The sequence below is a fragment of the Microbulbifer mangrovi genome, assembly GCF_002009015.1.
Lineage (GTDB): Bacteria > Pseudomonadota > Gammaproteobacteria > Pseudomonadales > Cellvibrionaceae > Microbulbifer > Microbulbifer mangrovi.
This window is the reverse complement of the sequence record NZ_LZDE01000310.1, coordinates 1-26,004: the sequence shown is the minus strand read 5'-3', so window position 1 is coordinate 26,004 and position 26,004 is coordinate 1. Positions and strand designations below refer to the sequence as shown.

17 protein-coding genes are annotated in these 26,004 nt (G+C 56.2%); 13 read left to right on the top strand and 4 right to left on the bottom strand.

The features are described from left to right. Positions 1-15 precede the first annotated feature (15 nt). Genes B4U49_RS10225 through B4U49_RS10215 form a run of 3 tightly spaced genes read left to right on the top strand, consistent with a single transcriptional unit; the run spans position 16 to position 5,265 of the window. Positions 16-555, top strand: a complete 540-nt coding sequence (locus B4U49_RS10225; RefSeq protein ID WP_078084495.1) for a pilus assembly PilX family protein — start codon at positions 16-18, stop codon at positions 553-555. 25 nt (positions 556-580) lie between these two features. Next, a complete protein-coding gene (locus B4U49_RS10220; RefSeq protein WP_078084494.1) occupies positions 581-4,825 on the top strand; it encodes a pilus assembly protein in 4,245 nt (1,414 codons plus the stop codon). Between the two features lie 23 nt (positions 4,826-4,848). Further along, the gene (locus B4U49_RS10215) at positions 4,849-5,265 is read left to right on the top strand and encodes a type IV pilin protein (protein WP_078084493.1); all 417 of its coding nucleotides are present in this window, start codon (positions 4,849-4,851) and stop codon (positions 5,263-5,265) included. A gap of 49 nt (positions 5,266-5,314) precedes the next feature. On the opposite strand, the gene B4U49_RS10210 is transcribed toward B4U49_RS10215, so the two are convergent. Both B4U49_RS10210 and B4U49_RS10205 read right to left on the bottom strand, forming a co-directional pair. Then, complete coding sequence (locus tag B4U49_RS10210) at positions 5,315-6,739, bottom strand: sigma-54-dependent transcriptional regulator (protein WP_078084492.1); 1,425 nt, start codon at positions 6,737-6,739, stop codon at positions 5,315-5,317. A 28-nt stretch (positions 6,740-6,767) separates the two neighbouring features. After that, positions 6,768-8,420 (bottom strand): sensor histidine kinase, encoded by a 1,653-nt coding sequence (locus tag B4U49_RS10205; RefSeq protein ID WP_078084491.1) that lies wholly within the window; start codon positions 8,418-8,420, stop codon positions 6,768-6,770. A 126-nt stretch (positions 8,421-8,546) separates the two neighbouring features. Between B4U49_RS10205 and B4U49_RS10200 the strand changes: the two genes are divergently transcribed. Beyond that, on the top strand, positions 8,547-10,175 hold the full coding sequence (locus B4U49_RS10200) for an NAD+ synthase (protein WP_078084490.1): 1,629 nt from the start codon (positions 8,547-8,549) through the stop codon (positions 10,173-10,175). Positions 10,176-10,275: 100 nt separating this feature from the next. Here the strand turns inward: B4U49_RS10200 and B4U49_RS10195 are convergent, their stop codons facing one another. Then, positions 10,276-11,205, bottom strand: a complete 930-nt coding sequence (locus B4U49_RS10195) for an outer membrane protein assembly factor BamD (protein WP_078084489.1) — start codon at positions 11,203-11,205, stop codon at positions 10,276-10,278. Positions 11,206-11,329: 124 nt separating this feature from the next. Here B4U49_RS10195 and rluD point away from each other — a divergent pair, with 124 nt between their 5' ends. The 5 genes from rluD to B4U49_RS10170 all read left to right on the top strand — a co-directional run bounded on the left by rluD (position 11,330) and on the right by B4U49_RS10170 (position 20,373). Next, positions 11,330-12,295, top strand: a complete 966-nt coding sequence (gene rluD / locus B4U49_RS10190) for a 23S rRNA pseudouridine(1911/1915/1917) synthase RluD (RefSeq protein ID WP_078084488.1) — start codon at positions 11,330-11,332, stop codon at positions 12,293-12,295. Between the two features lie 32 nt (positions 12,296-12,327). After that, positions 12,328-13,089, top strand: coding sequence for a peptidoglycan editing factor PgeF (pgeF, locus tag B4U49_RS10185; RefSeq protein WP_078084487.1), 762 nt, complete (start codon positions 12,328-12,330; stop codon positions 13,087-13,089). Positions 13,090-13,352: 263 nt separating this feature from the next. Further along, positions 13,353-15,959, top strand: coding sequence for an ATP-dependent chaperone ClpB (gene clpB, locus B4U49_RS10180; protein WP_078084486.1), 2,607 nt, complete (start codon positions 13,353-13,355; stop codon positions 15,957-15,959). Between the two features lie 52 nt (positions 15,960-16,011). Then, positions 16,012-17,187 carry an efflux RND transporter periplasmic adaptor subunit gene (locus tag B4U49_RS10175; protein ID WP_078084485.1) on the top strand — a complete coding sequence of 392 codons (1,176 nt, stop codon included), beginning with the start codon at positions 16,012-16,014 and terminating at the stop codon, positions 17,185-17,187. A gap of 42 nt (positions 17,188-17,229) precedes the next feature. Further along, positions 17,230-20,373, top strand: coding sequence for an efflux RND transporter permease subunit (locus tag B4U49_RS10170; RefSeq protein ID WP_078084484.1), 3,144 nt, complete (start codon positions 17,230-17,232; stop codon positions 20,371-20,373). 5 nt (positions 20,374-20,378) lie between these two features. Here the strand turns inward: B4U49_RS10170 and B4U49_RS10165 are convergent, their stop codons facing one another. Beyond that, positions 20,379-20,876: a DUF4124 domain-containing protein gene (locus B4U49_RS10165; RefSeq protein ID WP_078084483.1), complete on the bottom strand. Its 498-nt coding sequence runs from the start codon at positions 20,874-20,876 to the stop codon at positions 20,379-20,381. A 527-nt stretch (positions 20,877-21,403) separates the two neighbouring features. On the opposite strand from B4U49_RS10165, the gene B4U49_RS10160 reads away from it, so the two are divergent. From B4U49_RS10160 to pssA, 4 genes are all read left to right on the top strand, one after another. Then, positions 21,404-23,140, top strand: coding sequence for an acetolactate synthase 3 large subunit (locus B4U49_RS10160; RefSeq protein WP_078084482.1), 1,737 nt, complete (start codon positions 21,404-21,406; stop codon positions 23,138-23,140). 15 nt (positions 23,141-23,155) lie between these two features. Beyond that, positions 23,156-23,647 (top strand): acetolactate synthase small subunit, encoded by a 492-nt coding sequence (gene ilvN / locus B4U49_RS10155; RefSeq protein ID WP_078084481.1) that lies wholly within the window; start codon positions 23,156-23,158, stop codon positions 23,645-23,647. A 76-nt stretch (positions 23,648-23,723) separates the two neighbouring features. Then, positions 23,724-24,749: a ketol-acid reductoisomerase gene (gene ilvC / locus B4U49_RS10150; protein WP_078084480.1), complete on the top strand. Its 1,026-nt coding sequence runs from the start codon at positions 23,724-23,726 to the stop codon at positions 24,747-24,749. 118 nt (positions 24,750-24,867) lie between these two features. Continuing rightward, positions 24,868-25,782, top strand: coding sequence for a CDP-diacylglycerol--serine O-phosphatidyltransferase (gene pssA, locus B4U49_RS10145; protein ID WP_078084479.1), 915 nt, complete (start codon positions 24,868-24,870; stop codon positions 25,780-25,782). The last annotated feature ends 222 nt before the right edge of the window (positions 25,783-26,004 follow it).

Below are 26,004 nucleotides of genomic sequence, written 5' to 3'. Positions count from 1 at the left end.
ATAGACTCTTAGCTCATGAAGAATATGAATTATCGAAAAAAAATCGGCAGCCAGCGCGGGATGACACTGATCGTCGGCCTGATCATGGTCTTGCTGATGACCGTGGTAGGAATGGCTGCAATTCGGGGCAGCGGAATGCAGGAGCTGATGGCCGGTAATATGCGAGACCGCAACCTCGCGTTCCAGTCCGCTGAGGCGGCTTTGCGCGAAGGAGAGGAGGTGCTGACGGGGGCCACCATCCCAGCGTTCGATAATACCGTCACCGGCTATTATGCCGCGATTGATGGGTCCACTAGTACCGGCTACTGGGATACTTATAACTGGGATGCCGGGTCCGTGCGTACCGATATCGGGGTTAAGAAAGTGGCGAGCCAGCCGCAGTTTGTCATCGAGGAGGTTGTCAGTACCACCACGATCAATGCTGCAGATGGTAGTGCTGTTGATTTTGCCAGCTCTCTGGATACAGAGGATACGGTTTTCTACCGGGTGACCGGTCGTGCGGAAGGCGGTACTGCTGATGCCGTCGTGATTCTGCAGTCAACGTACAAACGCTGATAAGTCGATAGTTTAGGAATTGATTATGTTGCTCAAAAAGATAAAAGCAAAACTCAGCCTGACAACCAGTGCGGCTTTGTTGGCGGTGGGTTTCGCCCACAGTGTGCAATCTCTGGAGCTGGCCCAGTCACCACTCTTCCTTTCGCAACCGGTGAAGCCGATTGTGATGCTGAATATGTCTAACGATCATCAGCTCTATTTCAAGGCGTACGATGATTACACAGACCTTGATGAAGATGGCTCCCTGGATACAACCTATGATAAGACCATCGAATACTATGGCTATTTTGATAATGGCAAGTGCTACAAATATCAGAACGCGCGCTTTGAGCCGAGCCGGGTAGCCGATTCCAGCCGCTATTGTAACTACGATTCGGGAACTGGCGAGTGGAGTGGTAACTTCCTGAACTGGGCAACCATGACGCGTATGGATGCGGTGCGCAAGATTTTGTACGGTGGCTACCGTTCAACCGATAATGATTATGATGCGGATGTAGATGCGGATGATGGTGTTACGGTACTTGAGCGTGCCTTGTTACCCCACGATGCGCACTCGTTTGCAAAGTACTACAACGGCAGTGATATTGGCAGTTTGACACCGTTTGGCAATATCGGTGGATCAGACACCTCAACCAGCGGTATTACTTTGTGTAATACGACTCCCGGTAGTGGAAACTCCGAAGATGTAACAAACGCGCCAGAAATTCGCGTAGCGCAAGGAAACTACTCACTCTGGGCCAGTAACGAGCGCTGGCAATGCCGCTGGAAAAATGAAAGTGGGGTTGGTGGCAATCAGGGCGTCAATGGTAATGATTACTCTAAGACCGGAATGCGGGCAAACTCCCAGAGTCCGTTGAAAAACAGTTCAGAAGGCGTGTCCGGTGTAAAACTGGGGGATGGGGAATACAATGTGCGCGTGCAGGTTTGTGTTTCCGGCCTGGAGGAAGACAACTGTAAGGCCTACCCTAACGGCAATCAGAAACCGACCGGACTGCTTCAGAAATACGGTGAAGACGGCGATATTCTGTTTGGCTTGCTGACAGGGTCCTACGGAAAGAACAAATCTGGTGGTGTTTTACGCAAAAATGTTTCGAGTCTTGCCGATGAGGTGAACGTGTCCACCGACGGTACCTTTACCAGTGCCATAGGTATCGTGAAGACACTCGATCTGCTGCGTATTTATGGCTATGACTACGGCCAAGGTGTGTATAACAGTTCAGATAACTGTTCATGGGGATTGTCGAGCTTCACCGATGGAAACTGTTCCAACTGGGGGAATCCGCAGTCCGAAATTTACCTGGAGTCATTGCGCTATCTCGCCGGACGAACCGCAAGTTCGAATTTTGCGGCCACGGACTCGAACTATATTAGCAACCTTCCAGCGCCCGAATGGGATACTCCCCTGGATTCCTCCAATTACTGCGCGGCGCTCAGTGTTATTCAGTTTAACGCCTCGACCAGTTCCTATGACGGCGACTACACGGACGCAACCTTCTCTGGTGTTGATACCTGGACCGACAAAATCGGTGCCGCGGAAAATATTCACGGTGGCACATATTTTGTTGGCGAGAACGGTACCGACAATAATCAGCTGTGCACGGCGAAAACTGTAAACGCCCTTTCCGGAGTCGAGGGAACCTGTCCGGATGCTCCCCGATTGGAAGGCACTTATGACATTGCGGGTATGGCCTACTTTGCCCGCGCGAATAGTATCCGCAATGATTTGCCTTCCGACCAGACGGTACGTACTTATGGCGTGGCGCTTGCACCTGCGGTGCCCAAGGTAGAAATTCCGGTACCTGGCGATTCTGGCAAGACCATTTCCATCCTCCCCGCTTGCCGAAACACACATCCGAACCCGGATGGAAACTGCGCTATCGTAGACTTCAAAGTGATTTCACAGGATCTGGGTGTGGACACCGGCGCAGGTGTTTTGGCGAATAAAGGTAAGCTGTATGTGAACTGGGAGGACAGCGAGCAGGGCGGTGACTTTGACCAGGATATGTGGGGAATCATCGATTATGAAGTTACCTCTACACAGGTTAAAGTGACCACTAATGCGATTGCGGAGTCTACCGACCAGCCAATGGGGTTTGGGTTCGTGATCGGTGGTACCACCAATGATGGTTTCCATGTGAATTCGGGGGTGGAAGGATTCACCTATTCCGGCACTGGTTGTAGCGATGGTTGTAATCTCAGTGATGCTGCTTTCCCTGCGACATTCAATGTAGGGACATCTACTGCCAAGTTGCTGGAAACCCCGCTCTACTACGCAGCAAAGTGGGGCGGTTACAGTGATGATGAAAATGGTAACGCGCCCTCCGAAACGGATATCGCCGCAGGAGAGGCCAGCACTTACTTTTATGCGATAGATCCTTCAGAGCTGGAGGCCAGCTTGAGTGAAGCTCTGGAGCAGGTAGCCGCCGCTGCAGGATCCGCATCGTCTGTTGCTACTAACTCCACCCGATTGGGAACAGATACTGTTATCTACCAGGCGCTGTTCAATAGCGCGGACTGGAGCGGCGAGCTGAAGGCCCTGTCTCTCAATAGCGATGGCACCGTAGGAACTGTGAAATGGCAAACCGAAGACTCGGATTTCACGAATCCGACGGACAGGGAGATATATACCCACAACGGCACGGCAGGTGCAGAATTTACCTGGGATACGATCAGTGCCACGCAACAGGCTGATCTCGTGGGTGATGACACAGAAGTTGAGGGAAGGTCTCGTCTGGCGTGGGTGCGCGGCTCTGATGAATCGGGATTGCGCAGTCGCGAGAGCTTATTGGGAGATATTGTAAACTCCAGTCCCGTTTTTGCAGGTCGTAAGAAGCACAATTTCCACTTGCTGTCGGAAGATTTGGGCGGGACTTTGTATGGCACTTATTACACGACTTACAAACAGAATCGTAAGGAAGTCCTTTACGTCAGCGCGAATGACGGAATGTTGCACGCTTTTGATGCCGCTAACGGGGAAGAGCTATTTGCCTATGTGCCGGCCGGTATATACGAAAAGCTGCGTAAACTTAGTGGCTCTGATTACGGTACCAATAGCAATCCACATACCTACAATGTAGATGGTCCTCTGTTTGTGGGTGATGCCTTTATTAATGGAAGTTGGAAAAACGTTCTGGTCGGTACACTTGGTGCCGGCGGTCGTGGACTTTTCGCGCTTGACGTTACCGACCCGACTAACTTTGACGAAGGGGATGTACTGTTTGACTTCACAGATGAAGACCTTTTGACTGGTGATTTCACCAAGTTGGGTAATATTACCAATGAGCCAATTGTTGCCCCAACCTTTGCGGGTTGGCGGGTGATTTTTGGTAACGGGTATAATTCTGACGGCGGTAATGCGCACCTGTTTGCAGTTAGCCTGGACAATCCGACCACTGGCACCAAGGTAATGGCTGCCGGAACTTCGGGAGCCAATGGTCTTTCCGGCGCGGCTCTGCTGCCCAATGGTACCGGTGAGATTGTGGCCGCCTATGCGGGTGATCTCCTTGGGAATATGTGGAAGTTCGATATTTCCGCGGGCAATACCAATAGCTGGGGTGTCGACTATCGTAGCGGTGGCAACGATGTCCCCCTGTACACCGCTGCTTATGATTCTGTGGATGCAGATGGCAACGACATCACTGTTACCCAGCCGATAACCTCTACGCCCACCTTGGGCCTTAATGCGGAGATGGAAAATGCGGTTATGGTGTACTTTGGTACAGGTAGTTATCTGACTTCTTCAGATAACAGCGCTGGTGATACGGTAAACAGTTTCTATGCAATTGCCGATACCGGGGAAGAGGTGTCCGGTAGGGATCAGCTATTCGCCAAGACAATTTCCGCTGAAGCAGACGGTCGTCGGGTCGTGGACGGCAATGCTGATACGGACTGGTGGCTGAATAAGAAAGGCTGGTATCTGGACTTCACCTATAACGGTAGTGTCACGGGTGAGCGTATCATCAGTAAGCCACTGTTGATTTATGATCGGTTACTTTTCCCGACAATGATCACTTCGTCCGATCCATGTTCGTTCGGTGGTAGTGGCTGGTTGATGGAGCTTGTCGCCGTTGGCGACCGCTATCAAGGACACTCCATTTTTGGTGAAGATGGTATAGAGGTCGATTACGCGGTGATCAGCTACTCGGAGGTTATTCGCAGTGGTGAAAAGGCCTATCTACCTACCAGTAACATCAAAGGTGAGCTGGATGTGACCGAAGGGGAGTTTCCGTCCGAGGCGGTAGGGCGTATGTCCTGGCGTCAGCTACGGTAACCCTTATTCAAGAGAGATTAAACATGAAAATACAAAAAGGTTTTACTCTAATCGAGCTGATGATCGTCGTAGCGATCATCGGTGTTATTACCGCTATAGCCTATCCTTCTTATCTGGATTCGGTCCGGAAAAGTAACCGAGCAGATGCGAAAGCGTCTCTGAATGATGCTGCGCAACGTCTGCAGCGCTGCTTTACCACGTATAACGCATACAACAGTGAGGACTGCGCGATCGCTGAGTCTCTTAAGGATGGGGCGACCATAGATTCAGGTGAGAACCTGTACGTCATATCGGCAGCGCTTGCCGCAACCACATTTACCCTCACTGCAACACCGGTCGATGGCACAACCCAGGCCTCGGATTCTCAGTGCGGAAATTTCACGCTGACCAATGCCGGAGTTCGGGGCGCCAGTGGGGCACTCGGTGTCGATTGCTGGTAACGCAGGCTCAAGCTATTTGTGAATAAAGAATAACCCGGCAGTTGCCGGGTTATTCGTTCTCTAGTCCTAGCTTTTTCAGGCGATATCGAAGAGAGCGAAAGCTAATCCCCAGTTTTTCCGCCGCTGCGGTTCTATTCCAGTCGGTCTCATTGAGGGTGTTTTCTATGGCTTCCCGCTCTACGGTTTGTAAGAAGTCATCCAGGCTCGAGTAATCTGAATGTGCGAACTGGCCAGGATAGATGGCCTGCTTTGGTATAGGTAGAGCGGTCATCGCTGGTTGTTCGAGTTCGCTGTTATTTGAGTAACCTGACGATTCTTGAAGCGTGGAGGATGTTGCCGGTTGCGTAGCGGGAATCAGCAGGTCTGCAGCATGCAGGGTGTTGCGCTCGCACAAGGTCACTGCACGCTCGAGTATATTTTCGAGCTCGCGCAGGTTTCCGGGAAGTTGGTAGACCTGTAGGGCACTGATGGCATCTGGTGCGGCTTTTGGAGCGGCGCCGTTTTTCTTGGCGGGAATTCTGCGCAGTATGTCCCGAACCAGAAGCGGAATATCCTCAAGCCTTTTCCGAAGGGGAGGGGCGTGTAGTTCGATAACGTTGATGCAGTAGTAAAGGTCGCTGCGAAAGCGTCCTTCGCGCACTTCATTGGCCAGGGGTTTATTGCTGGCGCTGAGGATACGAATATCCAGATCTGTGCGTGAATCATTTATTTGAGACGTAAGGCGCTTCTCTTGGATGACCCGCAGGAGTTTAACCTGTATATCCGGGGGAAGACTGGCAACTTCATCTAGGAACAGGCTGCCGCCATGTGCGCTGTGGATGAGCCCGGCTTCTGATTCGTTACCGAATAGAATTTCCTCTAGCCTCTCTGGCGCAATACTTGCGCAGTAAACGGGGATAAATGGTTCTTGCGCGCGCGGACCATGCTGGTGGATGCAGCGGGCAGCCAACTCTTTACCACTACCCGTCTCACCAAAGATAAGCACAGGAGCATCGCTGCGCGCCACTTTTTCAATTTGCTTGCGTAGCTCCTGTATCGCAGGAGATTGTCCCTGCAGCAGTGCGGGAAACTCCTGTTGCTCGACATAGCGGGCTTCATTCAGGCGCAGTGCCAACTGCACCAGGTTGCGCAGGCGTTCGAGGTTTACCGGTTTGCTGACAAAATCAAAGGCTCCGAGCTTGAGCGCGGCGATGGCGGTGTCCATATTGCCGTGGGCAGTGATGACTGCAACCGGCAATGCGCTGTCTGCCGGTAAGTCCTGAATATGTTCGACGACTTCCAGGCCGGTACCATCCGGAAGCTTCATATCGGTCAGGCAGAAATCATAGCGCTTCTGCTCCAGTTGCCGAAGGGCTTCGGCGACAGACATAGCGATATCTGAGCGCATGTTCATTCGCTGCAGGGTCATGGATATCAGGTTACAGATATCCGGTTCATCATCAATTATGAGCGCTATGGGTTGACGATCGGCCATTTATTTAAATTTTATTGTGTTAATGGGATCAAAAAATCTGGTCTGCGTTGGCAAATTCTACTCTGAAGCAGCTGCGTCTGTCTTGGCCGCGGCAGTAATAGAGATTGGCTCTGTTCGATTCACACAGTTCGCGAGCGATATATAAACCGAGCCCCGCCCCGGCGGACTCGGTGGTGAAAAAAGGCTCGAATATCTTGTCTGTATTCTCTTCGGCAACCCCGTGCCCGTCATCCAGCACATCAAGTCGCGCGCACTGGCGTTGGGGCAGGTAACTGATGATAAGTTCCGCAGTCGGCACGCCGGTGGCGGCCTGCGAGTGTCGCACCGCGTTGTTGCACAGATTGGTGACGACCTGCGCCATCTGGTTCGGGTCGAAACGGGCGTAAACTGGCATTACCGGGAAACTGCAACGGATATCTGTTTCCCGGGGCATTTCCATGCGGTAATCCTTGAGGAAGTCACCCATCCATCGGCACAGGTCGAACAGTTGCGTCGCTGGAGGCTGTCGACGGGATAGCTGCATGACATTCTCGACAATCTGGTTCACCCGCTGGCTGTGACGGCCGATGATTTCCGTAAGTTCGCGATCCTCTGCGTTCAGCGACGGAGACTCCGCGAGCAGTTCCGCTGCATGGCTGATTGCGCTCAGTGGATTGCGCACTTCGTGGGCGATAGAGCCGGTAAGGCGGCCCAGTGAGGCAAGTTTCAGCTGTTGTGCCTGCTGCGCGAGCTTGCGATTGTCCTCAAGAAATATCAGCGAGCTGCCCCGCGCATCGTGGGGCAGGGTGGTGATACTCGCGCGCAATTCGGAGTGTCCGGCGCCCTGGATGACTTGGCTAAGGGTTTCACCACGGCGAAGTTCATCCAGTGTCTGGCGAAAATCCATGCTCAGTTTGCCGTTATTGATACGCTGGGTACCGAGCAACTGTTGCGCTGCGCGATTGACCAGGGCCGGCCGATCTTCTCCGTCGACCACCAGCACCCCGGTACGCATCTGGGCGACGATCTGCTGGGTGAGTCTCTGCAGGTGCGCGGTATGCCTGCGTTCCTGTTCCACTTTCTGGTTGGCTAAATGGATATGTGCAGAGAGGTATTGCAGGACGCTGACACAAGTAAACATCAGAATGCCGAGACTGCCGGCGGAGACGATATCCTGGGTGTCTGCCTGTCCGGTAAGCAGGCCGAATAGCTGCTGTGCAATTACCGCGATACTGGCTACAGCAGCGAGAAACGCACCCATACGGCGGTCGAGAATCAGGGAGCCGACCGCACAGGTGGTCAGCATCAGGTAGCCGACTCCGGAGTTCAGGCCACCACTGGCCTGAATTAGCAGCAGAAATGCGAGGATATCGCAGCCGAGAAGGGAGCCGATACGCAGTGGCGTGGTTTGAAAGCTGCTGGGATAAAGATAGAGCAGCCAGGCAATGTTGAGGACCGCATAGGTAATCGCGGTATTCAGGTAGAGCGCAGGGTGCAAGGTGCCCACACTATTGCTGCTTATTCCAGACGCAAACAGTCCCAGCAGTATCAGGGCGATGACGACCCGGTACCATGCATAGAGCTTGAGTAGTTCCCGCTGCCGCAAACGCAGGCGAAACGGCTGGACGCCGGCAGCGCGGGCACTCGTGTCATTTGCGGATTCTGACGATATTGCGGGATCGGTGGCCGTCTGACTGCTCACTTTTTATTCTCATTTTACGCACTGTGCCGCGGTGAGTGGCAAAGCGTCCGGAGATGGCCCGGCACAGATGTTGTACACCCGGTCGGCGTGGCTACAATAGCCGCCTCAGATTAATGGGGTATAAAGATGTCTACTTTGCAGCTAGTGCTGGCGCAAATCAATCTGCTGGTGGGAGATATTCCCGGCAATACCGACCAGGTGGTCGAGGTCGCGCGCAGAGCGCACCGGGAGCATGGCGCCGACCTGGTGCTGTTTCCGGAATTGACTCTGTGCGGGTATCCGCCGGAAGACCTGCTGCTGCGTCCCAGCATGCAGAAGCGGATTGACGCGGCCCTCAGCAAACTCAAGCTGGCTCAACTCCCCTGTGCAGTACTGATCGGCTATCCGCGGGTGATCGCGGGTACCGTACTGAACATGGCCGGGTTGATTCAGAATGGGGAGCTGGTTGCGGAATACGCCAAGCAGAAGTTGCCGAATTATCAGGTATTCGACGAGCTGCGCTACTTTGTACCCGGTGAGCAGCCCTGCGTGGTGGATATCAAGGGTATTCCAACAGCCATTACCATTTGTGAGGATATCTGGCATCCCGAACCCGTGGTACAGGCCGAACGCGCTGGCGCCAAGCTGATGCTGAATATCAACGCATCCCCGTTCCATCGCGGCAAGGCTCAGGAGCGTCTGGCACTGCTCGGGCGCCAGGCGCAGGCGGGCAAGATGCCTATCGTCTATGTGAACTCGGTAGGCGGCCAGGATGAGCTGGTGTTCGACGGCGGCTCTTTTGCCGTGGACCGCAATGGCGAACTGTGCGGACGTGCGCCGGAATTTGTCGAGAGCCTGCTTCCAGTGACCGTGCAGGCAGACGGGGATCAGGTGTCACTGATTCAAGGCAGCGATGCCAAACCGTTGGATGGCCTGGCCTCCGTTTACCAGGCGCTGGTACTCGGGGTGCGGGACTATGTAAACAAGAATGGCTTCAAGGGCGTGGTACTGGGCCTGTCCGGGGGGATCGACTCCGCGTTGACCCTCGCGGTAGCGGTAGATGCCCTGGGCCCCGAGCGGGTAGAGGCGGTGATGATGCCATTCCGCTATACCTCGGACCTTTCCAAAAACGATGCGGCTGACCAGGCGGAGCGCCTGGGTATCAATTACCGGGTCATCGGTATCGAAGGCATTTTCGATGCAGCGATGAAGGCGCTCGAGAGTGAGTTCGCCGGCAGCGAGCGCGATACCACTGAAGAGAACCTGCAGGCCCGCGCTCGCGGTATGCTGCTGATGGCCATCTCCAATAAAAAAGGCTTTATGGTGCTGACGACCGGCAACAAGAGCGAGATGGCAGTGGGTTACGCCACTCTCTATGGAGATATGGTGGGTGGTTACAATGCGCTCAAGGATGTGCCCAAAATCCTGGTGTATGAATTGTCTCGCTACCGCAATACGGTTTCCGAAGTAATCCCCGAAACCGTGATTACCCGAGAGCCCAGCGCCGAGCTGGCACCAGACCAGGTAGATTCGGACAGCCTGCCTCCCTATGAGGTGCTGGATGAGATCCTGCGGCTCTATATTGATCTGGATCATAGTGCTGCGGATATCATCGCTCGCGGTTTTGATGAGGCGACCGTCATGCGCGTGGTCCGTCTGGTGGATCGCAACGAGTACAAGCGTCGTCAGGCGGCGGTCGGGGTGCGGATCTCGGAGCGCGGTTTCGGGCGTGACCGACGTTATCCGATTACCAACGGCTGGAAGGCCGGAGAGTAAGTGCTCGCTCCGTTGGGCGAGCTACCAATTGCCTCACCTTATTAAAAAAAAGGCCCCGCTGTTGCCAGCGGGGCCTTTTTGTTCGCGCCAGAAGCCGTGCTCAGAGCTCGGGCGGTAGCGGCGCTTCCTCGGTGCGGTATTCGGCGTTGTACAGCTCGCGGCTGTCGAAGCCGCGCGGATCCGATTTCTCGAACAGGCCCAGGGTGATGCGGTGGATAAAGCTGCGGCCACTGGCGCCAGCGTAGTATTTGTAGTTGAAGGTGCCGTCGTCGCGGAATGCCGGGTGGTGCGGGTAGTTGGTCTGCAACACCGCCAGCGAGGTTGACTCCAGCTGCGGCATTTCCAGCAGGTGGTAGGACTGTACCATTACCGCCAGTGCATCGGGCACCGCCGGGGTCTGCTGGAAGTTCTCCACCACATAGCGACCGCGGTTGGCAGCTGCCAGGTACGCGTTGCGCTTGAAGTAGTAGTTGGCCACATGAATCTCGTAGCGCGCCAGCAGGTTGCGCAGGTGAATCATGCGCTTCTGCGCATCCGGGGCGTAGCGGCTGTCAGGATAGCGCGCCATCAGCTGGGCAAAATAGGCGAAGGACTCACGTGCGGATCCCGGATCCCGGCGGGTCATATCGGTGGGTAAAAAGCGCTCAAACAGGCCGCTGCCCTCGGTAAATGACGCCAGGCCCTTCATGTAATAGGCATAATCCACGTTGCGATGCTGCGGATGCAGACGGATAAAACGATCTGCCGCAGAGATGGCGGCATCGTTCTGGTAGTCGCGGTAATAGGCGTAGATCAGCTCAAGTTGCGCCTGTTCGGCGTAGTTACCGAAAGGGAAGTTGTCTTCCAGTGCCCGCAGGTTCTTGATCGCCAGCTCCCACTGGCTGGATTTCAGCTGCCGCTGGGCAGCTTCGTAGAAAGCCTGCTCAGTGCGGTTACCGGAGGGCAGCCCCTCTTCTTCTTCGTCCGTGCTGGCGCACGAGGCCACCAAAACGGCCAGCAGTGCCAGCCACAGCGTTTTCCAGGCCTGCATAGCCCCTCGCTCTATCATTATTTGTCTCAACCTTATTAAACTAGCCGCCCAAAATTCACCGGGGGCAGAAGGGCAGCTATTTAACCACAGCGCCCCGCCAGCCCAAAGTATTAGACCCACTCGGATGAGCAATCAAATACATATCGATATTGAAGTGCCGGCGGAGTACGCCGGGCAGAGGTTTGACCAGATCGCAGCGGATTTGATCCCTGACTATTCCCGTGCGCGACTTCAAGCCTGGATAAAAGGCGGCCAACTCACCATTGACGGCCATTTTGGCAAGCCCAAGGACAAGCTGTATGGCGGTGAAACGCTGCAGTTGCGCGCAGAACTGGAGCCCCAGGGAGAGTGGCAGCCGCAGCCGATGGACCTGGATATCGTCTATGAAGACGACAGCCTGCTGGTGGTCAACAAGCCCGCAGGCCTGGTGGTACATCCGGCGGCGGGTAATCCGGACGGTACCCTGCTGAACGGGCTGCTGGCACACTGCGCGGGGCAAAGAAATATACCCCGCGCCGGCATTGTGCATCGCCTGGACAAGGACACCAGCGGCTTGATGGTTGTCGCCAAAACACTGCAGGCCCAGGCCGATCTGGTCGATCAGCTCAAGGCGCGCACCGTCAGCCGCCAGTACGATGCCATTGTTCAGGGCGTGCTCAGTGGCGGCGGCACTGTCGATGCCCCCATGGGTAGACATCGACAGCACCGTTTGAAGATGGCGGTTCTCGGTAAAACCGGCGACGGCAGCGGTAAGGAAGCGATCACTCACTACCGCCTACAGGAGCGTTTTCGTGGCCACACCCTGGTGCGCTGTCAGCTTGAAACCGGCCGCACCCACCAGATTCGTGTCCACATGGCGCATATCCGCCACCCGCTGGTGGGCGACCCCCTGTACGGTGGGCGCAACAAACTGCCTACCGGTGCGGATCCGGAGCTGGTTACGGCCCTGCAGCAGTTCCCCCGTCAGGCACTGCACGCGGCGGAGCTGGCGCTGATCCATCCGCAGACCGGGGAGCCCATGCACTGGTCGGCACCCATGCCGGAGGATATGCTGCAACTGCTCGCTATGCTGCGGGCGGATAATCACTAACGCGCGCCGCACAGGAATTACCAGGAATCAACATGGCAGCTGATCACTATCTGAACCCCGACTGGCCCGCTCCGGCCAACGTGCGGGCCTGTTTCACACTGCGCCGAGACGGCCACAGTGAGGGACCTTACAGCGCGTTTAATCTGGCCGATCATGTGGGCGATAATCCCGAGGCGGTTGCCGCCAACCGTGCACAGTTGCAGCGGGAGCAGAATCTGCCTCGCAGCCCGCAGTGGCTGGAGCAAATTCATAGTGACAAGGCGGTGGAGGCGCAGGGCGACGGCAAGGTGCGCACGGCCGATGCCAGCTATACCCGCGAACAGGGAGTGGTGTGTGCGGTGTTGACCGCGGACTGTCTGCCGCTACTGGTGACTAACCGCGATGGCACCGAGGTGGCTGCAATTCACGCGGGGTGGAGGGGGCTGACCGGCGGCGTTATCCGCGAGACCATCCGCGCACTGAAGAGTGCACCCGAAGACCTTATGGTCTGGCTTGGCCCGGCCATTGGTCCACAGGCATTCGAATGCGGCGTGGATGTGCTCGAGGCGGCCTTTGAATCGGCCATGAGCGAAACCCACGCCGAGGCCATTTCCAACAGCTTTGTTCCCCATGCGGATAAGCCGCTGCATTTTCTGGCAGATATCTACGCCCTGGGACGTGCAGAGCTGGCGGAACTGGGAATCTCTCAGGTATTTGGCGGCGACCGCTGCACCGTTACTGAAGAATCTGAATTCTTTTCCTATCGCCGGGATGGGGATACCGGTCGAATGGCGACTTTGATTTGGCTTGAGTAAATATTTGAGTTGTGAGATTTCCGCACTGAAGCTAGTCCTGTGACGGCCAATCACCGGAGATGGGGCTCGGCCTTCTTCCGGCCCCTACAATAGCTCCGCTGCTCACCGCATTTAAATTAGCATTCCCAAGCTGCGCAGAGCTTGAAAACCCGCCACCAGCCCGCAAATTACTGATCAGCACTAGACTGTATTCGTCATTGCGTTTCCATGCGCCGCCTTGTCCTTTGTCCGGCGCGTCAATGATCAGGAGAGGGAAAAGCACAATGCGCATCGACAGAATGACCAACCCGTTGCAGGCCGCCATTGCTGACGCACAATCCATTGCCGTTGGCCGCGACCACAACCAGATTTATCCCGAACACCTGCTGCAGGCACTGCTGGATCAATCCAATGGCAGTGTCACTGCATTCCTTAATCAGGCCGGTTTTAATATCAACGGCCTGCGCAATGATCTCGCCAAACGCCTCGATAGCCTGCCCACGGTGGGCTCTCCCACCGGTGACGTCGGTATGTCACAGGAATTGATGCGCCTGTTCAACCTGGCAGATAAAAAAGCGCAGAAAAATGGCGACAGTTTTATTGCCAGCGAAACGGTTTTATTGGCGGCGTTTGATTCTGCCGCCGGCGAAGTTTCCAAGATATTGAACGCGCATGGTGACCTCAAACATCTACAGGATGCCATCACCAAGGTGCGCGGGGATGAAAAGGTCAACGATCCGCAGGCAGAAGAAGCCCGGCAAGCGCTGGACAAGTACACCATGGACCTGACCGCGCGCGCGGAGGCCGGCAAACTCGATCCGGTGATCGGCCGCGACGATGAAATTCGCCGCACCATCCAGGTCTTGCAGCGCCGCACCAAAAACAACCCGGTGCTTATCGGTGAACCCGGTGTGGGTAAAACGGCGATTGTCGAAGGCCTCGCCCAGCGAATTGTCAACGGTGAAGTCCCGGAGGGCCTGAAAGACAAGCGTCTGCTGTCACTGGATCTCGGTGCCCTGCTCGCCGGGGCCAAATTCCGCGGCGAATTCGAGGAGCGACTGAAAGCGGTCCTGAATGAGCTATCGAAGCAGGAAGGCCGCGTCATCCTGTTTATCGACGAGTTGCACACCATGGTCGGTGCGGGTAAAGCGGAAGGGGCCATGGATGCCGGGAATATGCTGAAGCCGGCGCTGGCCCGCGGCGAACTGCACTGTGTCGGTGCCACCACCCTCAACGAGTATCGCCAGTACATCGAAAAGGATGCAGCGCTAGAGCGTCGCTTCCAGAAAGTGCTGGTGGATGAGCCCAGTGAAGAAGACACCATCGCCATCCTGCGCGGGCTGAAAGAGCGCTACGAAGTGCACCACGGGGTGGATATCACCGACTCCGCGATTATTGCCGCCACCAAACTGTCCCAGCGCTACATTACCGATCGACAGCTGCCGGACAAGGCGATCGACCTGATCGACGAAGCGGCGAGCCGCATCCGTATGGAGATCGACTCCAAGCCGGAGGAGATGGACAAGCTGGAGCGTCGTCTGATCCAGCTCAAGATCGAACGCGAGGCGGTGAAAAAAGACAAGGACGATGAGGCAGCAAAAAAACGCCTGCAAAAGCTCGAAGAGGATATCCACGCTATCGAGAAGGAGTATGCCGATCTCGAGGAAATCTGGAAGGCAGAGAAAGCCAAGCTTGCGGGCAGCGCAGACATCAAGAATAAGCTGGAACAAGCAAAGCTGGATATGGACGCCGCGCGTCGTGCCGGTGATCTCACGCGGATGTCTGAAATTCAGTACGGTGTGATTCCGCAGCTGGAGCAACAGTTGAAGCTCGCATCTGATTCAAGTGATACCAGCGACAACCAATTGCTGCGTAACCGCGTCACCGACGAGGAAGTTGCCGAGGTGGTTTCCCGCTGGACCGGTATCCCCGTGTCCAAAATGCTCGAGGGCGAGCGTGAGAAGCTGCTGAAAATGGAAGGTGCGCTGCACGATCGTGTTATCGGCCAGCACGAGGCAGTGGAGGCGGTATCCAATGCCGTGCGTCGTTCCCGTGCCGGTCTTGCGGATCCCAACCGTCCCAATGGTTCCTTCCTGTTTCTCGGCCCCACCGGTGTGGGCAAGACGGAACTGTGTAAAGCACTGGCAGAGTTTCTGTTCGACACCGAAGATGCCATGGTGCGTATGGATATGTCGGAGTTTATGGAGAAGCACTCGGTCGCGCGTCTGATCGGTGCACCTCCCGGCTATGTGGGCTATGAGGAGGGCGGCTATCTCACTGAGGCTGTGCGCCGTAAGCCTTATTCTGTGCTATTGCTGGACGAGGTGGAAAAAGCGCATCCGGATGTCTTCAACATTCTGCTGCAGGTACTGGAAGATGGTCGCCTGACCGATGGCCAGGGTCGCACCGTCGATTTCCGTAACACCGTGGTGGTAATGACGTCTAATCTGGGGTCTGACCTGATTCAGAAATACGCCAGCGCCAAAAATGACGACGAGGTGGATAGCGAAATTCACTATCGGCAGATGAAGGCTGCGGTCATGGAGGTAGTGGGAACTCACTTCCGTCCGGAGTTTATCAACCGTATTGACGAGGTCGTGGTATTCCATCCCCTGGATCGCGCGGAGGTGCGTTCTATTGCGGAAATCCAGCTGCAGAACCTGCGCAATCGACTGGCGGAGCGGGATCTCAAAATGGAGGTTTCCGACGAGCTGCTCAACAAGCTTGCAGATGTGGGATTCGACCCGGTCTACGGTGCGCGTCCCCTGAAGCGTGCGATCCAGATGTGGCTGGAAAACCCGCTAGCCCAGGATGTGCTCTCCGGGAAATTTGCCCCGGGGGATACGATTCATGCAAAGCTGGAAGGAGACAAGGCGGTATTCAGCAAATAGTACCCTGACTAACGGACGCCCAGGGACGGGCAGTATTCAATGGACCTGATGTATGTCGTTGGCAAAGCAGCTGTTTAACCGGCGCATGTTGTGGATGTTGCTCGGATGCTTGCTGGTATTCGGCGGCATTTTCGGTTTCAAGCTGTTCGGCAAATACATGATGAACCAGTTTATGGACAACATGTCATTGCCGCCAGCGACTGTCAGTACTGCCGCGGTTGCGCAGCAACGCTGGCAAACAACGCTCGGTGCCGTGGGCAGTGTGCGCGCCATCAACGGGGTAAATGTTACGACCCAGGCGCAGGGCGAGGTCAAAGCGATCTATTTTGAATCCGGTCAGCAGGTGCAGAAAGGCACCCTGCTGGCGGAGCTGACCGCCAATCCCGAGACCGCCCAGATCGAGGTGCTGGAAGCGGAACGCCGGCTGGCAGATCGGGATCACAAGCGGATTTCGGAACTTTACCAAAAAGGCGTGGCCACGCTGCGAGAACTTGATCAGGCCAAGGCGACTCGCGACCAGGTGCTCGCAAACCTTGCGGTGCAGCGTGCGACCATTGCGGAGCGCACCATTACCGCGCCATTCTCAGGACAGCTGGGGATCCGCCAGATTGACCTCGGGCAGAACGTAGCGCCCGGGGACGCGGTTGTTTCCCTGCAGCAGCTGCAGCCCATCTATGTCGATTTCTCCCTGTCGGAACAGGACTTCAGCCGGGTGCAACTCGGGCAACACATTACCCTCAATGCCGCGGCCGCACCCGGTGAAAAATTTCGCGGGCGCATTACCGCAATAGATCCCGCCATTGACCCACGCAATCGGACTTTCCTGCTTCAGGCGACCCTGGAAAACGCTGAGCGAAAATTGCGTCCGGGTATGTTCGCGGAAGTGTCGGTGGAAGTGGAAAAATTTCGCACCGTGCTGGTGGTGCCGCGCACGGCCATCAGTTACGCGCCCTACGGCAATGCCGTGTTTGTGGTTCGCAAGCCTGAAAAGAAACCTGATGGCTCGGCGGACAAGGAAGCTTCGCAATCACCTGATTGGATAGCGGTAAAACGCTTTGTAAAAACCGGTGAAGAGCGGGGAGACCTGATCGAAATTACCCAGGGACTGGAAGCCGGTGAACAGGTTGCGACCAGTGGATTGCTGAAATTGCGCAACGAGGGTGGAGTCATCATCAACAACGAAAACCCGCCCCCAGAACAGTTATCCCCGAAACCGGACAACAGCTAGCCGTCGCTGCAAAGGGGCGCCCAAAGCAGGCAAGGATGCCATGTGAATTTTACCGATATCTTTATTCGCAAGCCGGTTCTCGCCTGTGTGGTGAGTCTGTTCATCTTCCTACTCGGGCTGCGCTCCGCCTCCGAGTTGAATGTGCGCCAGTATCCGGAACTGGAGAACGCGGTGATTACAGTCAGCACCGTGTATGTGGGTGCAGATGCGGATCTGGTACAGGGATTTATCACTACGCCCCTGGAGCAGGAAATTGCCAGTGCCGACGGCCTCGATTACATCGTATCTACCAGTATCCAGGGTATTTCTGTCATCCAGGCTTACGTGCGCCTGGATTACGATCCCAACGAAGTGCTTACCCAGGTCGTATCCAAGGTAAACAAGCTGCGCAATGAGTTGCCGGAGGAGTCTGAGGACTCCACTGTGGATCTGGCGGTGGGGGAAACCATTGCCGCCATGTACCTTTCGTTTTCTTCAGAAATTCTCAACAACAACCAGATCACCGACTACATCACCCGGGTTGTGCAGCCGAAGCTATCCACCGTGGCTGGCGTCCAGCGCGCGGCGCTATTGGGCAATCGAACCTTCGCCATGCGTATCTGGCTGAGACCGGCAGAGATGGCTGCCCAGGGGGTTACCCCGGGGGATATCAGCAGTGCACTGCGCCAGAACAATGTGTTGGCGGCGGTCGGCAGCACCAAGGGTTCGCGGGTGGCAATGGATATTCGTGCGGACACGGATATCGCTTCTGAAGCGGAGTTCAGCAAGCTCGTGGTGCGCGCGGATGGCGATCGCTTGGTAAGGCTGGAAGACGTGGCAGAGGTTGAGCTCGGATCCGAGTCCTACGATACCTCGGTGACCTTCAATGGTCGGTCCGCCACTTTTGTCGCGGTAGAGGTGGCGCCGGATGCCAATGCACTGGACGTGATCGCGGATGTGCGCGACAAACTGAATAACGAAATCTTTCCGCAGCTGCCGGAGGGCATGCTCGGGGAAATCCCCTACGATAGCACCGAATATATTCAGGATTCGATCAACGAGGTGGTGAAGACCATCGTCGAGGCGGTCTTGATTGTGATTCTGGTGATCTATCTGTTTCTGGGCTCGCTGCGCAGTGTGATCATTCCCGCGGTGGCGGTGCCCCTGTCCATGGTCGGCGCGCTGTTTTTGATGCTGCTGATGGGCTTTTCCATCAATCTGCTGACCCTGCTGGCAATGGTTCTGGCCATCGGTATCGTGGTGGACGATGCGATCATCGTCCTGGAAAACGTGCACCGTCATATCGAGGAAGGGCTCTCGCCTCATGAGGCCGCGATCAAAGGTGCCAGAGAACTTGCCTGGCCCATTGTGGCGATGACCACGACCCTGATTGCGGTGTATTTACCCATTGGTTTTCTCGGCGGGTTAACGGGCACCCTATTTATCGAGTTTGCGTTTTCCCTGGCCGGGGCAGTGCTGCTGTCGGGCGTGGTTGCACTGACCCTGTCGCCGATGATGGCTGCCAGGGTACTGCGCCCGGAAAGTGGTGAGCGCAGCAATCGCCTTGAGGCCTGGCTGGAGCGCCGCCTTCATGGGCTGGAATCCGGGTATCGGCGACGGTTGCACGGGGCGCTGGATAGTCGCGCAGTGATCCTGGTGTTTGGTCTGATCGTGCTGTGCAGTTGTTACTTTCTGTTTATCACTTCACCCAGTGAGCTGGAGCCGAAAGAAGACCGTGGCTTTGTGCTGGGGATTGCTCGCGGGGATTCCTTTGCCACCCTGGATTATATGGAGCAATACACCAGCCAGATCAACGCCGTAAAAGAGCGGCACCCGGAAGTGGAAAACCTGTTTCTGCTCAATGGCGTCGGCGGTGCCGGTAACAGTACCAACAGTGCAATCGCCGGTTTTGTTCTTTCTTCCTGGAACAAGCGCGACAAAAACACCCAGGAAATGCAGGAGCTGATCAACGGCGAAGTTTCACAGATTGCCGGGCTCAAAGTTGCGACCTTTGTCCCCCCCAGCCTGCCCACTGCTGGCGGCACCTTGCCAGTGGAGTTTGTGATCGGTACCACCGAGCCCATCGCCAGTCTTGCCAGCTTTGCCGACGACATCATGGGGCGCGCGCTGTCGAGTAAGAAGTTCATCTTTCTCGACGCGGACCTCAGGCTCGACAAACCCAGGCTTTCGGTCGTCATTGATAGGGACAAGGCGGCTTCCATCGGGGTCAATATGGCCGACCTGGCGCGGGAGCTGGGGGCGATGATGTCAGGTGCCTACACCAACCGTTTTTCCCTGGAGAACCGCAGTTACAAGGTGATTCCGCAGGTGGTGCGCAGCGAGCGCCTCACCGGCGAGCAGTTGCAGCAGTATTACATTCGCGCCGGCGATGACACCCTGGTCCCGCTGTCCACACTGGTAAGAATCGAAGAGAGTGTCGAGCCGCAGCAACTGAAACGCTTCCAGCAATTGAATGCGGTAACCATTTCCGGTGTGCCCCGGCCCGGGGTTCCCCTCGGAGAGGCACTCGGAATTCTCGAGTCCGCGGCTGCAGAGGTGTTGCCGCGGGAGTACTCCACCGATTATTCCGGGCAGTCCCGCCAGTTTAAAAACGAGGGTTCGGATCTGTTGGTCACGTTCTTTTTTGCGCTGATCGTGATTTACCTGGTACTGGCTGCGCAGTTTGAATCCTGGCGGGACCCGCTGATCATGCTGGTCACGGTGCCAATGAGCGTGTGTGGGGCAATGATCTTCGTCAGCCTGGGGCTGACAACACTCAATATTTACACGCAGGTCGGGTTGGTGACCCTGATCGGGGTCATTTCCAAGCACGGTATTCTGATTGTGGAGTTTGCCAATCAACTACAGCTGCAGGGGCGAACCAAGCGCGAGGCAATCGAGGAGGCATCCAGCATCCGTTTGCGCCCGATCCTGATGACCACTGCCTCGCTGGTGCTGGCAATGGTGCCATTGTTGATTGCTGCCGGTCCCGGTGGCGGGGCGCGCTTTGCCATGGGGCTGGTAGTGGCTTCCGGGATGACCATCGGCACCCTGTTCACCCTGTTTGTGGTGCCGGCGATGTATATGTATCTGGGGCGCGATTACGGAGCCGGGCAAAAAGAGGAAAGACAGGCCGGAGAAGGGGCGGGTGACGGTTTACCAGATCGAGAGCGCCCGGCGGATGGTGAGATATCCGCCGGAAACTGAGGGGCTCAGCAATTGTTTTGCAGAATCTGACGAGTCTGCTGGATTCGCTGTTGTTTTTCTTCCTCGGGTAGCACCCGGTAACCGCCATTGGCATCGACCTCGCGCACGCGCGCGTGGCTCTCCAGCTCCTGCAGGCGCTGCTGTGCGCTGCGGCAGCGCTGGGCGCGGGCGGCCATCTCTGCCTTTTCGGTTGCCGCTTTCTCGGCATCTTTCTTCGCATTGTCCCGGGTGGACTGCTGCGGCGCCTCAGGAGAGGACTCTTCAGCGGGCTTGCCGGCGGTGCTCACCTTGCGCTGTGCGACCAGGGCCTGCTGCTCGTCCTGCCATTTCTTGTAGCGCTCGGAGCGGGGTGCCTTGACCACTTCTACCTGTTCTTTCTGGGGGGGCTGGGATGTGAAGTGCACCACGCCGTCTTCATCCACCCACTTGTAGATGCCGTCAGCATGGGCCGTCGCCGCCAGCAGGCCCAGAGACAGGGAGAGGGTTGCAATAACAGTGCGCATGGATAGCCGCCTCGGTGTATGAGTATTTTTGTTGTGCCGGTCTGCTCGGGAATCCGTCAGATGCCCGCCCCGTTGCCTGCATTGTACCGGGGAGGTGAGGGGATCTCGCAACCCAGTTAACAGTTTGTGTCCGGGAACGTGGCCGTTCGGTCTATTGGCTCGCTTCATCGGTTGACACTGCGGGCACAAACTGCACAATTTGGCCTTCGCTCGGCGAAGCAGATGTCACCACACCACCCCGTGGACCGCACTCTTTCCGGTGAGTTAAGCACTCACCCCCTCCCGCCGAGCAGGCCCTCCCCATCTGGAGGCCTTGGTGTTCGCGACCCGGTTCCGCTACCGGTCGGGCACCGCGCAATTTAGCGTTACCGTTAAGCTATCCTAAAAAATGGGCTAAATCTGCGTTTAAGGCTGATATTTATCACGCTTTTCCTTTAGAATCGCCGTCTGGCTTTCGCGCCGTCCGGTTTTTCTGTGGTTATTGGATGATGCGGATCCTAATTTAGCGAAATATTGAGGGGGCTCAAGTGGAATTACTCTCCGGCGGCGATATGTTGGTTCGCGCGCTGCAGGATGAAGGGGTAGACCTGATTTTCGGTTACCCCGGCGGTTCGGCGCTTCATATATACGATGCCATTTTCCGTCAGAAGGGCATCAAGCATCTTCTGGTGCGCCACGAGCAGGGGGCAACCCACTCTGCGGATGGTTACGCCCGCGCGACGGGCAAGACGGGCGTCGTGCTGGTTACGTCTGGCCCCGGCGCCACCAATGCCATTACCGGTATTGCTACCGCTTATATGGATTCAATCCCGATGGTGGTGATTTCCGGGCAGGTGCCTTCCGACAAGATCGGTGAAGACGCCTTCCAGGAAACCGATATGGTGGGCTGCTCGCGCCCGATCGTGAAGCACAGCTTCCTGGTCAAGAAGGCGGAAGATATCCCCGAGGTGGTCAAGAAGGCGTTTTATATCGCCTCCACAGGCCGCCCCGGACCGGTAGTGATTGATATCCCCAAAGACGTCACCAATCCGGTGGATCGCTACCCTTACAAGTTCCCGGAAAAACTGCGCATGCGCTCCTATACGCCTGCAGGTAAGGGACATACCGGCCAGATCCGCAAAGCAGTGGCGTTGCTGTTATCCGCCAAGCGCCCGGTAATCTACGCCGGTGGTGGCGTGGTTCAGGGGGACGGTTCCGAATTACTCACTGAGTTGGCCCAGCGCCTCAACTACCCGGTGACCAATACCCTGATGGGGCTGGGCGCATATCCGGGTACCGACAAGCGCTTTCTGGGCATGCTCGGCATGCACGGAACCTTCGAAGCCAACACCGCCATGCACCACGCGGATGTGATTCTGGCGGTGGGTGCTCGCTTTGATGACCGGGTAACCAATACGCCGAATAAATTCTGCCCCGGCGCCAAAGTTATCCACATCGATGTGGATCCAGCATCTATTTCCAAGACCATTACTGCGGATGTGCCCATCGTGGGTACGGTGCAGTCGGTGCTGAATGAAATGCTCGAGATGCTAAAGGCGTCCACGGACATGCCGGACCAGTCTGCGATCGTCGACTGGTGGCGCCAGATCGACGACTGGCGTGAGCGCCACGGTCTTTATACCGCGCCGCGTTATCGCACCAACGGTGACATGATCATGCCGCAAGAGGTGATCAGCGCAGTTCACGAGATCACAAGGGGCGATGCCTACGTGACTTCGGATGTCGGCCAGCACCAGATGTTCGCCGCCCAGTACTACCGCTTCGACAAGCCTCGTCGCTGGATCAACTCCGGCGGCCTCGGCACCATGGGCTTCGGCCTGCCGGCTGCCCTGGGGGTGAAAGCCGCTTATCCAGACGCGGAAGTCGTTTGTGTAACCGGTGAAGGCAGTATCCAGATGTGTATCCAGGAGCTGTCCACGGCTACCCAGTACAACCTGCCGGTAAAAATCCTGTGTCTGAATAACCAGGCCCTGGGCATGGTGAAGCAGTGGCAGGAAATGCAGTACGAAGGGCGCTTGTCCAACAGTGTTTATGAGGAGTCCCTGCCGGACTTCATCAAACTGGCGGAAGCCTACGGGCATCTGGGTATGAAGATCGAGCACCGCGATGAGCTGCACGGCAAACTCGCGGAGGCGTTTGCGATCAAGGATCGCACCGTGTTTATCGATGTTTACGTCGATCCGACTGAACACGTTTATCCCATGCAAGTGATGCCGAACGGCTCCATGCGGGATATGTGGCTCAGCAAAACGGAACGGACGTAAAGGGAGGTAAACACAATGCGCAGAATCATTTCAGTTCTGATGGAGAACGAACCCGGTGCGCTGTCGCGGGTGGTTGGCCTGTTTTCCCAGCGAGGTTACAACATCGAAAGCCTCACTGTGGCCCCTACCGAAGATGCGACCCTGTCGCGGCTGACGCTGACTACTATCGGGGACGACCACAAGATCGAACAGATTACCAAGAATCTGAACAAGCTGATCGATGTGGTAAAACTGGTGGACCTGACTGAGGGTTCACATATCGAGCGTGAACTGCTGCTGGTGAAAGTGCGCGCGACCGGGGCACAGCGGGACGAAGTCAAACGCAGTGTGGACATCTTCCGCGGTCAGATCGTCGACGTCACCAGCAATATGTACACGGTACAGGTATCGGGTACCAGTGAAAAACTGGACGCTTTCTTACAGGCGCTGGGCGAGCACACCATCATGGAAGTGGTTCGCTCCGGTGTTTCGGGGATCGCCCGTGGCGAAAAAATCCTCAGTGTTTGAGCGCTGTCTGAATGAATCAATGCTGAGCAATCAGCGGGTAAATGACTTTTAAAGTACGAAAAGCAGGAAGTAAGTTATGCAAGTTTATTACGATAAAGATTGTGATCTCTCTCTGATCAAGTCCAAGACTGTTGCAATCATAGGTTACGGCTCCCAGGGTCACGCACACGCCAACAACCTGAAAGACTCCGGTGTGGGCAATGTTGTTGTCGGTCTGCGCAAGGGTTCTGCTTCCTGGGCGAAGGCCGAGAAAGCCGGTCTGCGTGTAGCGGAAGTTGCCGACGCGGTTAAAGATGCCGACGTTGTTATGATCCTGACTCCGGACGAGTACCAGGCAGCGGTGTACCGCGAGCAGGTAGCGCCGAACCTGAAGACCGGTGCCGCGCTGGCATTTGCTCACGGCTTCAACGTTCACTTCGAGCTGATCGAGCCGCCGAAAGATGTCGACGTCATCATGATTGCCCCGAAAGGCCCGGGCCACACTGTGCGCTCCACCTACCTGGAAGGTGGCGGTGTTCCGACCCTGATCGCGATCTATCAGAACGCTTCTGGCAGCGCGAAAGAGCTGGCGCTGTCCTATGCCTCTGCCAACGGTGGCGGCCGCTCAGGCATCATCGAAACGAACTTCCGTGAAGAAACCGAAACCGATCTGTTCGGTGAGCAGGCGGTTCTGTGTGGCGGTGTATCTGCACTGGTACAGGCTGGCTTCGAAACCCTGACCGAAGCGGGTTACGCACCGGAGATGGCCTACTTCGAATGTCTGCATGAGCTGAAGCTGATCGTTGACCTGATGTATCAGGGCGGCATCGCGGACATGCGCTACTCTATCTCCAATACAGCAGAGTACGGCGACTACGTTACCGGTCCGCGCATCGTTACCGAAGAGACCAAGGCGGAAATGAAGCGTGTCCTGAAAGATATCCAGACTGGTAAGTTTGCCAAAGACTTTATGCTGGAATCCCTGGCCGGTCAGCCGCGCCTGAAAGCCGAGCGTCGTATTGGCGGCGAGCATCAGATCGAAGAGGTTGGTGCCAAGCTGCGTTCCATGATGCCCTGGATCAAGGCGAACAAGATCATCGACAAGACTGAAGGCAACAGCTAAATAGCGGCTTTCGATCACAAAGCGGCGGGACTTGGTGGTCCCGCCGCTTTTTTTTTGCCGGTTCGCCACTGTACACTCCACTTTGTGTCACCAAGTCGTGGTTTTTAAGGAAGCTTGTATGAGCGAGAAACAGGACGATCGGGCAGAGAGCCTGCGGTCCGAAGAGGAAATCCGCTTACCAGTGGATGAACATGTGGAAGAAGAGGTTTCCGCGAATGGTAAAAAGGTGCGGGCTAAAGGGGTTTACCTGCTGCCAAACCTGATTACCACGGGCGCGTTGTTCAGTGGCTTCTACGCCATTATCGCGGGTATGGGGGGCAACTTTGAGGCTGCCGCCATCGCCATCTTTGCGGCCATGATTCTCGATGGCCTGGATGGACGGGTTGCGAGGTTGACCGATACCCAGAGCGCATTCGGGGTCCAGTACGACTCTCTCTCCGATATGGTGTCCTTTGGCTTGGCGCCGGCACTGGTGGTGTTCAGCTGGGGACTGGGGCCGCTTGGCAAGCTGGGATGGGCGGCTGCATTCCTCTATGCCGCCTGTGCCGCGCTGCGGCTGGCCCGCTTCAATACCCAGGTCGATACCGTCGATAAAGGCGTGTTTATCGGGCTCGCCAGTCCAACCGCGGCGGCAATCGTGGCCAGCATGGTATGGGCGGGGCACGATGCTGATGTCGGTGGCGGTCTCGCTGTTGTTGCAGCCCTGGTGACCGCCGCAGCGGGGCTGCTGATGGTGTCGAATTTCCATTACAGCAGTTTCAAGAAGCTCGACTTCAAGGGGCGTGTACCATTTGTGATGATGCTGGCGATCATTCTGGTGTTCAGCCTTGTGACTATCGATCCGCCTCGCGTGTTGCTGGTGATTGCAGTGATCTACACTTTTTCGGGTCCGGTGGCCTGGGTGTGGAAGATGCTGCGCGAGCATCGCATGGCTTCTGTTGCAACCGGTGAGGGTGCTGCAGAAGTTGTGAACGACGAGGGGCGTGATCGCGAGACTGAAGAGTCTTCTAACAAACCTTCAGATAAGCAGTAACTGCTACGGTATCCCCTTGCTTTATGTCGGCCGACCCCAATGTGGATTGGCCGACAATTCCACGTAGTATTTTTGGCATTCCTCTCCCGTCACACTATTCTGAAAAGATCCCCCGAGAGAAACCCGAGGGCTACGCCTGTGGCTCAGGGTCTTTGTCGGTCGGAAATCCTCCCCCGGGAGGCTTTTTAAACTTTTTCGAAAAAGTACTTGCGAACCCCATTG

Bases quoted from the DNA above. Each gene is read 5' to 3' on its own strand.
- pssA (WP_078084479.1), top strand. From the start codon at position 24,868: ATGAGCGAGAAACAGGACGATCGGGCAGAGAGCCTGCGGTCCGAAGAG.
- ilvC (WP_078084480.1), top strand. From the start codon at position 23,724: ATGCAAGTTTATTACGATAAAGATTGTGATCTCTCTCTGATCAAGTCC.
- B4U49_RS10200 (WP_078084490.1), top strand. From the start codon at position 8,547: ATGTCTACTTTGCAGCTAGTGCTGGCGCAAATCAATCTGCTGGTGGGA.
- pgeF (WP_078084487.1), top strand. From the start codon at position 12,328: ATGGCAGCTGATCACTATCTGAACCCCGACTGGCCCGCTCCGGCCAAC.
- clpB (WP_078084486.1), top strand. From the start codon at position 13,353: ATGCGCATCGACAGAATGACCAACCCGTTGCAGGCCGCCATTGCTGAC.
- B4U49_RS10220 (WP_078084494.1), top strand. From the start codon at position 581: ATGTTGCTCAAAAAGATAAAAGCAAAACTCAGCCTGACAACCAGTGCG.
- B4U49_RS10195 (WP_078084489.1), bottom strand. From the start codon at position 11,205: ATGCAGGCCTGGAAAACGCTGTGGCTGGCACTGCTGGCCGTTTTGGTG.
- B4U49_RS10175 (WP_078084485.1), top strand. From the start codon at position 16,012: ATGTCGTTGGCAAAGCAGCTGTTTAACCGGCGCATGTTGTGGATGTTG.
- rluD (WP_078084488.1), top strand. From the start codon at position 11,330: ATGAGCAATCAAATACATATCGATATTGAAGTGCCGGCGGAGTACGCC.
- B4U49_RS10215 (WP_078084493.1), top strand. From the start codon at position 4,849: ATGAAAATACAAAAAGGTTTTACTCTAATCGAGCTGATGATCGTCGTA.
- B4U49_RS10165 (WP_078084483.1), bottom strand. From the start codon at position 20,876: ATGCGCACTGTTATTGCAACCCTCTCCCTGTCTCTGGGCCTGCTGGCG.
- B4U49_RS10225 (WP_078084495.1), top strand. From the start codon at position 16: ATGAAGAATATGAATTATCGAAAAAAAATCGGCAGCCAGCGCGGGATG.
- ilvN (WP_078084481.1), top strand. From the start codon at position 23,156: ATGCGCAGAATCATTTCAGTTCTGATGGAGAACGAACCCGGTGCGCTG.
- B4U49_RS10210 (WP_078084492.1), bottom strand. From the start codon at position 6,739: ATGGCCGATCGTCAACCCATAGCGCTCATAATTGATGATGAACCGGAT.